14 protein-coding genes are annotated in these 14,157 nt (G+C 52.4%); all 14 read left to right on the top strand.

Annotation, left to right across the window (positions count from 1 at the left end; genetic code table 11):
- Positions 1-2,034, top strand: a 2,034-nt coding sequence (locus ACI7MX_RS20790; protein WP_405634599.1) for an ATP-binding protein, incomplete at its 5' end; no start/stop codon positions are given.
- A gap of 525 nt (positions 2,035-2,559) precedes the next feature.
- On the top strand, positions 2,560-3,084 hold the full coding sequence (locus ACI7MX_RS20785; protein ID WP_405585543.1) for a helix-turn-helix domain-containing protein: 525 nt from the start codon (positions 2,560-2,562) through the stop codon (positions 3,082-3,084).
- A gap of 4 nt (positions 3,085-3,088) precedes the next feature.
- Complete coding sequence (locus ACI7MX_RS20780; RefSeq protein ID WP_405585540.1) at positions 3,089-3,790, top strand: hypothetical protein; 702 nt, start codon at positions 3,089-3,091, stop codon at positions 3,788-3,790.
- Entirely contained in the window at positions 3,691-4,749 is a 1,059-nt protein-coding gene (sctC, locus tag ACI7MX_RS20775) for a type III secretion system outer membrane ring subunit SctC (RefSeq protein ID WP_405585537.1), read from the top strand. Before ACI7MX_RS20780 ends, sctC begins: the two co-directional genes overlap by 100 nt.
- A 1-nt stretch (position 4,750) precedes the next feature.
- Positions 4,751-5,848, top strand: a complete 1,098-nt coding sequence (gene sctW / locus ACI7MX_RS20770; protein ID WP_405585534.1) for a type III secretion system gatekeeper subunit SctW — start codon at positions 4,751-4,753, stop codon at positions 5,846-5,848.
- Positions 5,849-5,869: 21 nt separating this feature from the next.
- Entirely contained in the window at positions 5,870-7,921 is a 2,052-nt protein-coding gene (locus tag ACI7MX_RS20765; protein ID WP_405585531.1) for an EscV/YscV/HrcV family type III secretion system export apparatus protein, read from the top strand.
- A 12-nt stretch (positions 7,922-7,933) separates the two neighbouring features.
- Positions 7,934-8,341: an Invasion protein B family gene (locus tag ACI7MX_RS20760; protein WP_405585528.1), complete on the top strand. Its 408-nt coding sequence runs from the start codon at positions 7,934-7,936 to the stop codon at positions 8,339-8,341.
- Entirely contained in the window at positions 8,338-9,627 is a 1,290-nt protein-coding gene (gene sctN, locus ACI7MX_RS20755) for a type III secretion system ATPase SctN (protein ID WP_405585525.1), read from the top strand. Before ACI7MX_RS20760 ends, sctN begins: the two co-directional genes overlap by 4 nt.
- Positions 9,611-10,066, top strand: a complete 456-nt coding sequence (locus ACI7MX_RS20750) for a protein SpaM (RefSeq protein ID WP_405585522.1) — start codon at positions 9,611-9,613, stop codon at positions 10,064-10,066. Before sctN ends, ACI7MX_RS20750 begins: the two co-directional genes overlap by 17 nt.
- Positions 10,063-11,532 carry a hypothetical protein gene (locus ACI7MX_RS20745; protein ID WP_405585519.1) on the top strand — a complete coding sequence of 490 codons (1,470 nt, stop codon included), beginning with the start codon at positions 10,063-10,065 and terminating at the stop codon, positions 11,530-11,532. Before ACI7MX_RS20750 ends, ACI7MX_RS20745 begins: the two co-directional genes overlap by 4 nt.
- Positions 11,529-12,452, top strand: a complete 924-nt coding sequence (locus ACI7MX_RS20740; protein ID WP_405585516.1) for a FliM/FliN family flagellar motor switch protein — start codon at positions 11,529-11,531, stop codon at positions 12,450-12,452. Before ACI7MX_RS20745 ends, ACI7MX_RS20740 begins: the two co-directional genes overlap by 4 nt.
- Complete coding sequence (locus ACI7MX_RS20735; protein WP_405585513.1) at positions 12,445-13,107, top strand: EscR/YscR/HrcR family type III secretion system export apparatus protein; 663 nt, start codon at positions 12,445-12,447, stop codon at positions 13,105-13,107. Before ACI7MX_RS20740 ends, ACI7MX_RS20735 begins: the two co-directional genes overlap by 8 nt.
- Positions 13,108-13,116: 9 nt before the next feature.
- Complete coding sequence (locus tag ACI7MX_RS20730; RefSeq protein ID WP_405585510.1) at positions 13,117-13,371, top strand: EscS/YscS/HrcS family type III secretion system export apparatus protein; 255 nt, start codon at positions 13,117-13,119, stop codon at positions 13,369-13,371.
- Positions 13,372-13,376: 5 nt separating this feature from the next.
- A complete protein-coding gene (sctT, locus tag ACI7MX_RS20725) occupies positions 13,377-14,156 on the top strand; it encodes a type III secretion system export apparatus subunit SctT (protein ID WP_405585507.1) in 780 nt (259 codons plus the stop codon).
- The last annotated feature ends 1 nt before the right edge of the window (position 14,157 follow it).

The following is a 14,157-nucleotide window of genomic DNA, read 5'->3' as shown; positions in this document are numbered from 1 at the left end:
TGGCTAACGTGCTGTGTGCTGTTGATCATTTCAGTTTTTTTTAATGTACAGGCCTGTCGCGGAACTAAGCGCCTGCAGCAGCGCATGACGCGACTGCTCAATAAAATGCGTTTTATGCAAGTCTTGTTAGATGGGGCGCCAACACCGTTATATGTCAGAGATCGTGCAGGTGCTTTATTGGTCTGCAATAAGGCTTATCTGGATTTTTTTGATATTTCGTCACGTCATGTGTTGGGTAAAACTTTGAGTGAAGCGTTTATCGTTGATCCTGCACTGGCTGAAAAGTACGAGTTTTATTACGAGCAGGTTCTCAGCACGGGCCGTGCGTTTGGAGATGTGTTTACCATTACGTTTAATGCAACGCGCTACCACCTCTATTTGTGGGTACACCCTTATTATGATGAGCAGGGTGTAGTCAGTGCCGTCGTGTGTGGGTGGAGCGATGTTTCAGAGCGAGAAAATTTGATTGATAGGCTTCGCGACGAAAAAAATAAAGCGAACGCTGAAAGTCAGTATAAGTCTGAATTTTTAGCCGTGATGAGTCATGAGTTGCGCACGCCATTGACTGCAATCATGGGCGCGTTGGACCTTATTGAACTCAATGAGTTGGCCCCACAGTATGCAACGTTGATAGGGATGGCGCGGCATTCCTCTCACGATATGGTGGGGGTGATTGGGCGAGTGCTGGATATTACCAGTATAGAGTCGGGAAAAATTGAACTGGTGAATACGTTGTGCCGTCCTGTTCAGTTGGTGCAAACGGTCGTTGATAAGTTTTCTTGCATTGCTCAACGCAAGGGCCTGCAGCTTAACTTTAAAGGCTGCTCGGACAATGTGCAGGTGAGGATCGACACCGTGCGGTTCAATCAAGTAGTTTCTAATTTGATCAGCAACGCGCTGAAGTTCACATCGCAGGGGGCGATCAATGTTGAATTGAATGCTCGCTTGCTCGAAGGTCATCGAACGGAGCTCACGTTGTCAGTGCAAGATTCTGGCATTGGAATTGATCCATCGCAGCAATCACGTTTGTTTAAGCCTTATAGTCAAATAGCAGCGAGCGAACAGTCTCGTCAATGCGGCACAGGGCTGGGTTTATATATTTGCAAGCAGCTGATGTTTTTAATGAACGGCTCGCTCACGTGCCAAAGTAAGTTGGGTGAGGGCTCACGTTTTACCCTTGTAATGGTGGCAGAGGGGCACGTGTCTGTGCCAGCGTTTGACGACGCGCTGACTGCGAATGTGCGGGCATCTTTACAGCCTTGCAGTGTGCTATTGGTTGAAGATGATGAACTCAGTCGCAGGGTGCTAACCCTTCAATTGGAATCTTTAGGTGCGCAGGTGTTTGCCGCCGATGATGGGGTTGAGGGTTTGAAGTTGTGGCGGTCGAGAAAGTTCGATTATGTGTTGACTGATAGCCAGATGCCGAATATGGGCGGTCATGCATTTGTGAGAGAAATTCGTCGACTTGAGAGTGAATCTAATCAGGCGCCAGTCCGTATCTTGGGGATTACAGCCAATGCACAGAATCATGAAGTCGTGCGTTGCAAAAAGGCGGGCATGAACGATTGTTTATTCAAACCTTTTACGATGGATGCATTAGCTTCGGCCTTAAGTGTGGCTGAGCAGGTGCCGCAACCGGACATAAAGGCGTACGTTGGGTTCGACCACTCTTTGCTACACACCATCACTCGTGGCAGTCCTGAGAAACTGAGTCAGTTATTGAGTGCTGTGGTTAAAAGTTGTCATGAAGATATCGCGGCCCTTGAGGCATGCCATGACCATGGCAATTTTAAAACCATGGCCAAGTTGTGCCACAAAATTAAAGGCTGTGCCCGCATGATGCGTGCGCAAGGTTTAGTGATGGCGTGCCTGCAGTTAGAGTTGGCGTTGGAATGCTCAGCCGAGTCTTCTACCGACAAGGTGCGCCCATTGCTCAACACCTTAACAAAGCACATGAATGCGCTGGTCGGGGACATTAAAGACTTGGCTTGCAACGAGACGCTCCACTCTGAACCGATGTGCCGGCAAGGCTAATTGGCTTTATCGCGCACAGCAACAGGGTGCCTGAGGGTGCGATTGGTTGCGGGTCATGAGCAGATTGATGGAAATTTAAAGTTTAGACATTGCGTGTTTGTTTAGTGTGTATTTGAAGTCTTTAAGTTTGAGATTAGCAGCCTCTTTCTGGTGATCGTTACAGCGCTTTTATTTAGCATTTAATTAGGGTCTTGGTGCAGCCAAAGCTCATCAGCTTCCCATCAGGATTGATCAGGGTTTGTGCGTCATTATTCGGGCCGGTGAAGAACGCCCAATAAGCCAAGGTGGCAGTTGTGAATGCACAGTGATTAATCAGGGTGGGTCTTGATGTTGACGCAAATGTGTTCTGTGGCAGGGGGGGGGAGTCACGTCGTTCGTATTCGAAATGCTCTAACCCCTTTGTGCCTAAGTCATCGCGAAAGCTCAGTGCATTGGTGTTTTCCGCCGAAGTGGAAAGGGTTGCTCGCGTGGCGTCCGGGTTTAAGGGTTGTTTCGGGCAGTACTGAGGTGCTACCGCTCTCGAGCTTGAGTTTAGTCAAGTTGCAATTCTTTATTGATCAGGCAGGCGACCCTGAACCTGTTCGGTGCCCTGTTGAGTGTTTAGCCGCGTTGAGTGAAGGCGGTGCAGATATTCAAACGTCAGCCGAGCTGGAAGTCTGGTACTTGTCGGCTGGGTTGCATGGCGCGATCGGCTACAGCGGTCTGGCCAATTATTTACGCCACTGTGAAAGTTATCAGTTGCTGGGTTTTTTATTCGAAGAAGGTTCCAGCAGTGAAAAATTACAGCACTTGGCTGAGCGTTATGGCGTTTCCATTTCGCATTTTCGCAGGCTTTGTCATCAAGCATTGGGCAATGCTGCCAAGCCTGAATTACGGAGTTGGCGAGCAGCCAAGGCGCTGCTGAAAATGAGTGAAGGCAAATGTTCTTTAACCGATGTGGCGTTGGAGTTTGGTTTTGCATCCTCCTCGCACTTTTCCAAAGAGGTCCGAGAGCTGGTCGGGGTTGCGCCGAGTAGTTTGATCGACATTACCCGACTTTCTAGCGAATAAATTGATGACTTTTATATCTACCTTTAAACGGAGCATGCTGCTGGCAATGTTCAGTTTGCTGCCGATGGCGGCGTTAGCGGCACCTGGGCAAACTGGCAATGGTTATGTCGCCCGTCAGGAAGGCCTGCGAGCCTTTTTCGATGTGTTGTCTGCGCCGCTGGGCAAGCCGATCATTCTGAGTAAGGCAGCGGCACGTAGAACGATCACGGGTGAATTTTCACTGGAGGCCCCGCAGAAAACCCTTGAGCGCATCGCTCGCCAAATGGGACTTATCTGGTACAGCGATGGCCAGGCACTCTATGTGTATGAAGCATCAGAAGCCAAGAGTTCAGTCATTGCGCTCAATACCATCACGGTCGATAAGCTGACGTCTTTTCTGCGTCGTTCCGGGTTGCAGGACTCCCGCTATCCGCTACGCAACGATGGATTGCGAACCTTTTATGTAGCGGGCCCGCCCATCTATGTAGACCTGGTGGTGCAGGCCGCTCAGTTCATGGACAACCAAAGTGCTGACTTGCAACTGGGTCAGCAACGTATTGGGGTTATTCACCTGCGTAATACGTTTGTAGGGATCGTAAGTACGAGTTGCGCGATGAAAGTATCACGGTGCCTGGCATCGCAACGGCCATTGAAAACTTGCTTAAAGGTGAGTCCAGAGGGGTTGATACAGCCATCAGCAATAGCGCTGGGCCTCGGCCTGGGATGATGCCGGGGTTTCCGGTTGCTGGGCTCAAAGAAGTTGGGCCGGGAGCGGTTGACACTACAGCCCCACGAGTCATTGCACGTGACCTGGCGGCAGGCAATATTCGCGTTGTTGCTTATCCCGATACCAACAGCCTGCTGGTAAAAGGGCTGCCTGAACAAGTTCGGTTTATTGAAAACTTGGCCGCTGTGCTGGATGAGCCCAAACGGCATGTAGAGCTGTCGTTGTGGATTATCGACTTACAAAAAGATGACCTGAACGAGTTAGGGGTCGACTGGAAAGGCTCCCTCAAATTAGGGCCTCACATGCAAGCGACGCTCAATGGCGGTTCGCTCAGTACACTTGATGGTCATTCATTTATGGCCGCCATTTCTGCACTCGAAAGTAATAAACGAGCACGCGTTGTATCGCGCCCAGTTGTACTGACCCAAGAAAATGTGCCCGCTATTTTTGATAACAACCGCACCTTTTACGCGTCGCTAATTGGTGAACGTACGGTCGAATTGGAGCATGTGACCTACGGCACATTGATTAGCGTATTGCCGCGTATTTCCGCTCACCGTGAAATCGAAATGGCGCTCAACATTGAAGATGGCAACGAAGTGGCGCCCGGTAAGAGCAATGGCGATGGCACCTACGTGCTTCCCACAGTGGGCCGCACACGCATCAACACCGTTGCGCGCGTTCCGCGGGGTAAAAGCTTGCTGGTAGGGGGCTTTACCCGTGATGAAGGGGGGGAGGTTGTGCGGCGTGTTCCGGTCCTGGGGCATATTCCTTACTTGGGCCGTTTGTTCAGCTACACCCAGACGCGTAAATCCAGCACGGTGAGGGTGTTTTTGATCCAGCCCAAGGAGCTTGATGCCCCACTGATGCCGGGCGCTTCGCAGATTGCCGAGCAGGTCACGGGTGACGTCTCTCGCGATCCGGCGGATCAAGCTGTGCTCCGCGCGATGGACCGTTGAGATGAGCATAGGTGGAATCTCCTCCCGTCAGATGCTGCGCATGCACCAGAACAACGAACCGCTGGTCAAGCCTGCTGAAACCCCGGACGACGACGCCACCCCTGCAGCCGCTGTTCAACGATTTGTAGAAAACAGTGACGAAATGGCGGCCTCTTTACGCTCGCAATTTCGTCGTCGCGGAGACTTTGGTAGCAAGTTTGAGGGGTTGGCGGAAAGCTTCGAGCGTGTGCTCGAAGAGGATGTGGTGCCCAAGGCTAAGCAGATTGTGGCCATTGCTAAGTTAGGTGACCGCAGCATCGAATGGTTGTTGGCTCAGGCGCGCGCTCAATTCCCGGATGACAGTGACCTGGTGTTGGTGCTGCGTGAATTGTTGCGCAACAAAGCGTTAGCCGAATCCATTCGTCAGCGGCTCGAAACCATGCTGGCACAGGTGATTAGTCAAGCACCGCCCAAGCGTTTGAAGGCAGGGATCAATGCCGTTCTGAAAGCCAAAATGTTCGGCAAAACCATGGAGGTTCGGGCTGGATTGATGCGCGACACCTACCGCTCCTTTCTGGAATCTGAAGCCAGTTCGCCGGAGTCTTATGAAGACTGGATTTCGTTATACGGCCATCAACATCGTGGCACTGTTCTGGCGTTCATCGAAGCCGCATTGTTGACCGATATTGATGCTCAAGACCCCAGTTGCTCCGGTGACGAATTTGGACAGCTGCTTAAAAAGCTGGGCGAACTCAAACGCCTTCGTTCGGCCGATACGCTGTTTATACAACGTGTGCTGGGGGATGAATTGGTGAGTCGGTATAACAGCAGTGAACCTGACTGGTTGGTGTTCATGTTGGGGTTGTTGCAGTTTCCCGATGAGCTTGAGCAACTGTTGCACGCCACATTCGGTGACGGGTTACTGCTGGTTAAACACACAGAGCGCGCGCAACTTTTGCAGTTATTACGTTTGCTCTGTCTGGCCTTACCTCAAGCGTTGTATTGCGATGAAGAAGCCTTGCACCGCGTTGCCCTGCAGTTCACGCATTTGGCGGATCTGGTGTATGCACACGAAACCATTGAGCGTCATGCCGCGCTCGTTGAGCGTCTTAATTCTTAGTTTTCAAGGTTCGTATTGATCATGTTGCAAAAATTCTTGCGCAGCCTCACTTCGCGGCCAGAACTTCTGATTCTGACGTTGATGGTGACCATTATCGCCATGTTGATTATTCCGCTGCCGACGTGGCTGGTGGATTTTCTGATTGGTTTGAATATTGTTATCGCTATGCTGATTTTTATGGGGTCGTTCTATATAGAACGCATCCTCAGCTTCTCCACCTTTCCTGCCATTCTGCTCATTACAACCCTGTTCCGCCTGGCACTTTCGATCAGTACCAGTCGCTTGATTCTGGTACAAGCCGATGCAGGCGAGATCATTGCCTCATTTGGTGAGTTTGTAATTGGCGATAATTTGGTGGTGGGTTTCGTCATTTTCGCCATTGTGACCATCGTTCAATTCATTGTGATTACCAAAGGTTCTGAGCGGGTTGCAGAAGTGGCTGCACGCTTCTCGCTCGACGGTATGCCTGGTAAGCAGATGAGTATTGATGGTGACCTGAAAGCGGGTGCCATTGATGCTAAAGAGGCGCGTGAACGACGCAGCACGCTAGAGCGTGAAAGTCAGCTGTATGGTTCCTTCGATGGCGCGATGAAGTTCATTAAAGGGGATGCTATTGCAGGCATCATCATCATCTTCGTCAACTTTCTGGGCGGTATTGCCATCGGTGTCGGCCAGTTGAATATGGACATGTCGACGGCCTTGTCGACTTATACCTTGCTGACGATCGGTGACGGGCTTGTTGCGCAAATACCTGCGCTTCTGATTGCTATTGGTGCGGGGTTTATCGTGACTCGCGTTAATGGCGACGAAGCCAATCTGGGTCGAAACATGATGAGCCAGATGCTGGGTAACCCTTTCGTAATTGGGGTCGCAGCCGTGCTTGCCATCGCTGTGGGCACGTTGCCAGGTTTTCCGTTAGCGGTCTTCGTGATCATTGCTGCTGCACTGGGAGCGGTGCTGTATTTCCGTCACAGAGAAACTAAAAAAGCGTCAGCTGCACCCGCTGCGCCTACAGAGCATGCCCTGCAAAGTGAATCTGAAAGTTCGTTGGGCCTGATCGAAAATGTGGATGATATGGCCACTGAAACCGTTGCCCTGTTGTTGCTTGTGCCCAGTAACCGACTGGATGAGTTACGCGCCGCTCAACTCTGTGAACGCTTTCGCAGTCAATTCTTTATTGACTACGGTTTGCGTATCCCAGAGCCACAACTCAGGGGCGTTGATTCGCTGCCGGTGGGGCAGGTGGCTGTGTTGATTAACGAGGTGCGGGCGGATCAATTTGATATTTTCTTCGACCGTCTGCGCATTGTGGATTACAAACCGGAACTTGATCATCTTGGCATTGACCTCACCGCCGGCGTTGACAGTAATAAGCAACGCAGCCTGTGGGTAGGTGCTGAAGAGCGCGAAAAGCTGCAGCACTTGGGCTACCAACTTCGTCCCGCCTACGATGAGTTTTATCACTGCTTGGTGACGTTATTGGCGCGCAACATCACAGAGTTTTTTGGTGTGCAAGAAACCAAAACGCTGCTAGATGAAATGGAAGCGCGTTACCCCGACTTGCTTAAAGAAGTGTATCGCCACGCCACCGTGCAGAAAGTGTCTGAAATTTTGCAACGCCTTATTGGCGAGCGTATCTCCGTTCGCAACATGAAGTTGATTCTGGAGTCGCTGGCCCATTGGGGGTCACGTGAGAAAGATGTCATGGCGCTGGTTGAACATGTGCGTGGGGGCTTGGCCCGTTACATCAGCAATAAGTTCGCCAATGGCAATGATTTGCGCGTTTTACTGTTATCACCCGAATTCGAAGACGTCGTGCGTAAAGGGATACGCCAAACTTCCGGGGGGAGTTTTCTGAACCTTGAACCTGCCGCCAGTGAAGACCTGATGGATACCCTTGCAGTCGGTTTACAGGAGGTGCATATCCCACAAAAAGATATGGTTATTTTGGCCTCCGTGGATGTGCGACGTTATATCAAAAAAATGATTGAGGGGCGTTTCCGAGAGTTGGACGTCATCTCTTTCGGCGAAGTGTCGGACACCATTTCCGTTAATGTTATTAAGACCCTTTAAGGACAGTGAACAATGAACTATATCGATATTGCCGGTTTGCTCAGCGACGCCTTGCGCCTCAGTGGTTGTACAGATGAACAAATAGGCAGTTTTGATGGGCACAGCACGATTGAGTTGGAACTCGTCGAAATGCCCGCTATCAAGATAGGCCTGGTTGATGACTCGGTCTGGTTCTGGAGCACATTGACGGAATTCAGCGATATGTTGATGACGCATCGGTCAGCCGAGCTTTTGCGTTTTTTAATGCAAGGCTTTGCATTCTCCCGCACTGAACAACTGCAACTGACCAACACCGAAGACATGCTGGAAGTCCGAGTGCTGCTCGCCGATTCAGCCCTGGAAAGCGCAGAGTCTTTGGCGCAGGCGGTAGAAGATTACTTGGGCGCGTTGTCGGCATTGTGCGAAATCATTAATCAATGAGCCGTGCATCGTTGGAGCGCCGGGCTGCTCATCCACTGCGTTTAACTGGACCGTTGTTGGAAGCGTCGCTGCACGATGTAGTGATCGGGGAAGTCTGTGAAGTCCGCAGCGATTGGCGAAGCACACAGGTCTGTGCCAGGGCGCAGGTTATCGGGTTCAGGCCCGAGGCGGTATTACTGAGTTTGTTGGGCGATGCGCGAGGCCTATCGCGGGAGTCGCTGATCGTGCCCACCGGCGCGTTGCTCAATCTGTACTGCAGTTCCGGCATGCTCGGTTGTGTAGTCGATCCGCAAGGCAACATCGTGGAACGCTTGGCTGGCGTTCAGGCGTTCGATGGTCGCGACTGCCTGGTGGACGCCAATCCACCGCCCTACAACCAGCGCCGTCCTGTAGATCAACCATTAGCCACCGGTGTTCGGGCCATTGATGTACTGCTGACCTGCGGTATAGGCCAGCGGGTAGGTATTTTTGCGTCGGCAGGTTCAGGCAAAACCTCCTTGATGAACATGTTGATCGACCACAGCGATGCTGACGTCTTTGTGGTGGGGCTGATCGGTGAGCGAGGTCGAGAAGTCACCGAGTTTGTGGAAACGCTGCGTCAATCACCCAAATGCGCGCGTTGCGTGGTGGTGTATGCCACGTCGGACTTTTCGTCAGTAGATCGATGCAACGCGGCCTTGCAGGCCACTACGATCGCGGAGTTTTTCCGTGATCAAGGCAAGAATGTTGTGTTGATGCTCGACTCGATGACCCGTTACGCGCGGGCCCGTCGCGACCTTGCATTGGCGGCAGGTGAAGCACCGGCCAGACGAGGCTATCCCGCCTCGGTATTCGATTCCTTACCCCGATTGCTGGAGCGACCCGGCGTAACGGCCAGCGGCAGTATCACGGCTTTTTACACCGTATTGCTCGAAAGCGATGACGAACCAGACCCGATTGCCGAAGAAATTCGTTCGATTCTGGATGGCCATATCTATCTGAGTCGAAAATTGGCCGCCAGCGGCCATTTTCCTGCCATTGATGTGCTGCGCAGTGCCAGTCGTGTCGCGCATCAAATTACCAGCCCAGAGGTTCGCGCCTTGGCCGGCCGAACTCGAGAAGTGATGAGCCGCTTGCAAGAGTTGCAGGTGTTTGTGGATCTGGGTGAATACAGGCACGGTGAAAATGCCGCCAATGATCGGGCGATGTCCTGCCGGGACTCATTAATGCAATGGCTGCGCCAAGACCTTGAAGAGTCCTGCCCGGCAGCTTCTGCGCTGGAGAGCTTGCATGACCTTATTGGTTGAGGTTCGTCGATTGCTCGGGTTCAGCGATTATCGCCAAGCCCAATGTGCACGAGGCCTGGACAAGCTAAGCCGTTCATTGGCACCACTGGAGCGTGAGCAGGGTGAAATTGAGCTGCGTATCAAAGGCCTGCATGACTTATTGCTCAGTCACCGCGCCGAGGCGCTGCACATGAGCCATTCAGAACTGCTGGGATTATTACGGCGCCAAGCGGTGATACGGCGCCAGATCAGTAATGCCGTGCTTGAAAGAGATCGAGTGGCGAGCAAGCTGCAGCATGTCACGTTAGAGATTGAGCAACTGCAACAGCGTCGCGCTGTTCTGCACAAGAAACACGTTAAGTATCAGGGCCTGGAGCAGCGCTTGTTAGCCGAGCGTCGATCACATCAGTGGCGCCAGGAAGAAAACGACATTGAAGAATTATTGGTGAGTTTGAGATGAGTAGCATTAAGCCCCCTGTTACGGTCACACGCCCGGTGAGTGATTGTTTGTCCGTTGATAAACCAGAAGGCATTACCACGCTGCGTGCCAAGGGTATAACCGATGATGCTCTGACGTTGGATCAAGTGCCGCAAGGCGTGCTGACGTTGCTGGCACAATTGCAACCGCGAACTGATCAGGCGCTCAAACTTGGATTCAAACCCCAGCATGTTGAGCCTCAGCTGAGCCCCAAGTCGATTGATAAGAAGCGCGATGCTAAAGAAGGGCCTGAACCAGCTGAGCAGGTGGCGATGACGCGCGTGATTCAACCCGTTATGAAGACACCCACCTCTGTATTGCCGCCACAGCCAGCACCTGCAGCATCCGCAGTGGCTCAACCGATGCAGCTTATTCCTGAAGCGCCTGAGCTATTACAGGCAAATGACGATTCACCTTTACCCTTGCAGCCGCCTCAATACCCTAGCCAGGAAGCTCCTGTCGTGACGGGGGTGAATATTCAAGGCATGCCTGTACAGGGTGCGCCGTCAATGATGCCGCCCGCCACAGATAAGGCTCGTTCGGCGGCATCACCTGTTGCCGGCAATGGCGCGGTACCCCTGGCACGCACGGCATCTGTGTATGCAGCGCAGCCCTTGGCACCTGCTAAAGGTGGGGCTTTAAACACCCCTCAACAAGAGCGTGTGCCGGTGAACATGGGCCTCTCCGCCACGGGCTCGCATCCAGCCATTTTGGGTGAGCTAAAGGTCGCGTCGACGGCTCAGCCGGCAGCCGCATTACCCGCGGGTAATGGCAGCCTGTCACTTCCTGAGGTGGGTACCCAGGCGCAAAGCAATCCTCCCTTTCCAGTGCCAGCGTCCTCGATGAGCCTTGTGCAAGCAGCGCTGATGCCTAAGCCTTTGCCTTCAATGATGCCAGTGGCTGCAGCGCCTCAGGCTGACACCGTGAGTACTCCCGCTCGCGCCTTGCCAATTGAGCCGTTGACCAAGACTGCGGAGCTGCACACTGGCCTCCCAAACAACCTGCCTGAGCCGCGTGATCAGGTGGTACTTAACATGATTCCCCCCACTTCAGTGCCAGCCAACCCTGCGCGAGAGCCTGCGGTTTTAGGCTCTTCGGGCGCTTCCACATTCACCGCCGAGCCCTTGGTCAAGCCCGAAGCGCTGACTGACAAAGGGCCGCAGCATTACTTGCAAGTGCCATTTGCCAAGGGTGATGCCTCAAGCATGATCACCATTAACAAGGGCCCAGCCGATCAGCCGCAGCAGTTATTACTGCGACCGGACAATGCTGATGTTTCAGGTTACCTGGGTGACCGGCTCGCCCAAGTTGAAGAGCCTCGATGGCGTATGGCTGACTCTAAAGAGCGTGAGCATGAACACGCCAAGGGCAACGATCAGGGCGAACAAGACGAAGAGCAAGAAGAGGGTGGCCAGCGGTTTTTTGGCGCACAGCGTGAGCCCGTGTGACCTCGGCTCTGAATTTGCGTCGCGTAGACGCGCTGGATTACCGACGTAATCATGCCGTCGCCAGCTGGCGGCGTGACGGGCATAGCGTTCAGCTGCGCACACCCCCTCAACAGGGGTGCTTCATTACGTTTTGGGCGCAATGTGAGCAAGAGCGTTGGCAAGGAATGATTGATCCGTACCAATGGCTGAGCGCGTTGTGGTCAGATCAAGGGCTACTGGATCCGTCCCTGTGTACAGACGATGAAATTATGGCGCTGTTCTCGGCGGTTACCAAGCCAGTGCAACTGCCTCCAGGCATGTTGGATTACACGCGGCTTTTCGACATTGAATTGATCCGTGGCGATACGCTGATCCAGTCACAGAAACTGCCCTGTTTGAATAGCGAATACGGGGACGTCTGGCTGTTGAATGTGCCAGATATGGGCAGTAGCACACCACAACCCTTGCAGCCTTGGGTGCTTGAACTCTCGCTCCCATTACGCGCTGTGATAGGAGCAACCCAGTTAAGCCTGCGCGATTACCAACGTTTGGGAGCGGGTGATGTGCTGTTTGTAAGCGCGCAATCGCATCAACTGCTCCTGGCCGATCGCTGCATAGGTCAATTCACTTTTATTGAAGGGGGCCTGCAGATGCAGCTCACAGAACAGAACATAGAACAGAATACAGAACAGCCCACAACGACTCGTGAGGTTTCAGCTTTGCTCGTGACACTAGAGTTTGTGTTGGACGAGCGCACGTTGAGCGTGCAGGACCTTAACCAATTGTTAGAGCGCCAAGTACTCGCCCTGACGCCTGAGGCCAACACTCACGTTGAACTGCGTGTATCAGGTAAGTGCATTGCCAAAGGGGAATTGGTTCAGCTGGAAGATCGTTTGGGGGTTGAGCTGAGCGAAGTCTATCGAGGCAACGCTGATGAATGATGTTTCGATGATTGGGTTATTGGCAGTCGCTTCGCTGCTGCCATTCCTGATTGCAGCGGGCACCTGTTACATCAAGTTTTCGATCGTTTTTATCATTGTGCGAAACGCCTTGGGTTTACAGCAAGTCCCCTCAAACATGACCCTCAATGCGGTGGCATTGTTGCTGGCCCTGTTTGTAATGACCCCGGTGGTGGAACAAGGCTATGACTATTACAAAGAACACCAGGTTTCATTTACCAGCATTGATGCGGTGGTGGATTTTGCGGACAACGGTTTGGGCAGCTACCGTAACTACTTGATTAAATACACCGATCCGGACCTGGCCCAGTTTTTCGATAAAGCTCAAGCGGCGCGTCAATTAGAAGCCGCACAACAGGCCGACCATGAAGCAGAGAGGGAGCCGTCTCTGTTTGCCTTATTGCCGGCTTACGCGCTGAGCGAAATTAAGTCTGCATTTAAAATCGGGTTCTATTTGTATTTACCTTTTGTGATTGTCGATTTGGTGATTTCGAGCATCCTGTTGGCGCTGGGCATGATGATGATGAGCCCGGTCATTATTTCTGTTCCCATCAAACTGGTGCTGTTTGTGGCCTTGGATGGCTGGTCACTGTTATCGACCGGGCTGATCGGACAATACCTGTCCATAGGGCAATGAGTACTCGCCATGAATGACTTGGTATTTGCCGGTAATAAAGCGCTTTACCTGATATTAATTATGGTGGCGTGGCCAATCATCGTCGCGACGGTGGTCGGTTTGTTAATTGGTTTATTTCAGACAGTGACCCAACTGCAAGAACAAACCTTGCCATTTGGCTTCAAATTACTGTCGGTGTCGGTGTGCCTCTTTCTGCTCTCGGGTTGGTACGGTGAGACATTGTTGAACTTCAGTCGGGAAGTCATACACCTGGCGCTGAAGTGACCCCCATGAATATCAGTCTCTTTTTTGATCTTCACACTTGGTTGGCGGGTGCAGTGATTTGCTTCGCTCGTTTGGCACCGATCTTTTTCATGTTGCCTTTTCTTAACAGCAAAGCGCTCACAGGGGCACCGCGTAACGCGGTCATTATTTTAGTCGGCATGGCGCTATGGCCTTATACCGCGGACACATTACCGCGCCTCGATTCGCTGGGTTTTTATGCCCTCTTACTGCGTGAGGCCGGGGTCGGGGTGATTCTGGGTTGCCTACTGTCTTGGCCGTTTTGGGTGATGCACGCCATGGGCAACCTGCTGGATAACCAGCGCGGTGCAATGTTCAGCAGCACCGTAGACCCGGCCAATGGGGATGACACGTCCGAGATGGCCAATTTTTTATACTTGTTCGCAGCGGTGATCTACCTAGAGGGTGGGGGAATGGCAATGGTGGTTGAAACATTGGCAACCAGTTATCAACTGTGTTCGCCGGTGCAGTCTTGTGAATGGCACGTTGAGCCATTAATCAATTTGCTTGACCCTTTAATCAGCAAAACCTTAATCATCAGCGCGCCCGTGGTGGCTACGTTGTTGTTGACGGAAGGGTTGCTCGGTCTGTTAGCGCGCTTTGCACCGCAAATGAATGCCTTTTCGGTGTCGCTAACGATTAAAAGTGCCGTTGCGCTGCTGGTATTGTTGTTGTATTTCAGCCCCGTCTTGCCTGATGAAATCATGCAGATGGCCACGAAGCCGGATCAGCTCGCTGACTGGTTCGTAAAGCCGCAGGCGCACTGAT

Source organism: Pseudomonas sp. 2024-210 (assembly GCF_045062345.1).
In the GTDB taxonomy this organism is placed as follows: domain Bacteria; phylum Pseudomonadota; class Gammaproteobacteria; order Pseudomonadales; family Pseudomonadaceae; genus Aquipseudomonas.
This window is presented reverse-complemented; position numbering and strand designations above follow the sequence as displayed.

What these genes read in the sequence shown, in the direction of transcription:
- sctT (WP_405585507.1), top strand. Translation starts at nt 13,377, where the DNA reads ATGAATATCAGTCTCTTTTTTGATCTTCACACTTGGTTGGCGGGTGCA.
- ACI7MX_RS20730 (WP_405585510.1), top strand. Translation starts at nt 13,117, where the DNA reads ATGAATGACTTGGTATTTGCCGGTAATAAAGCGCTTTACCTGATATTA.
- ACI7MX_RS20745 (WP_405585519.1), top strand. Translation starts at nt 10,063, where the DNA reads ATGAGTAGCATTAAGCCCCCTGTTACGGTCACACGCCCGGTGAGTGAT.
- ACI7MX_RS20765 (WP_405585531.1), top strand. Translation starts at nt 5,870, where the DNA reads ATGTTGCAAAAATTCTTGCGCAGCCTCACTTCGCGGCCAGAACTTCTG.
- sctN (WP_405585525.1), top strand. Translation starts at nt 8,338, where the DNA reads ATGAGCCGTGCATCGTTGGAGCGCCGGGCTGCTCATCCACTGCGTTTA.
- ACI7MX_RS20760 (WP_405585528.1), top strand. Translation starts at nt 7,934, where the DNA reads ATGAACTATATCGATATTGCCGGTTTGCTCAGCGACGCCTTGCGCCTC.
- ACI7MX_RS20735 (WP_405585513.1), top strand. Translation starts at nt 12,445, where the DNA reads ATGAATGATGTTTCGATGATTGGGTTATTGGCAGTCGCTTCGCTGCTG.
- ACI7MX_RS20750 (WP_405585522.1), top strand. Translation starts at nt 9,611, where the DNA reads ATGACCTTATTGGTTGAGGTTCGTCGATTGCTCGGGTTCAGCGATTAT.
- sctW (WP_405585534.1), top strand. Translation starts at nt 4,751, where the DNA reads ATGAGCATAGGTGGAATCTCCTCCCGTCAGATGCTGCGCATGCACCAG.
- ACI7MX_RS20780 (WP_405585540.1), top strand. Translation starts at nt 3,089, where the DNA reads ATGACTTTTATATCTACCTTTAAACGGAGCATGCTGCTGGCAATGTTC.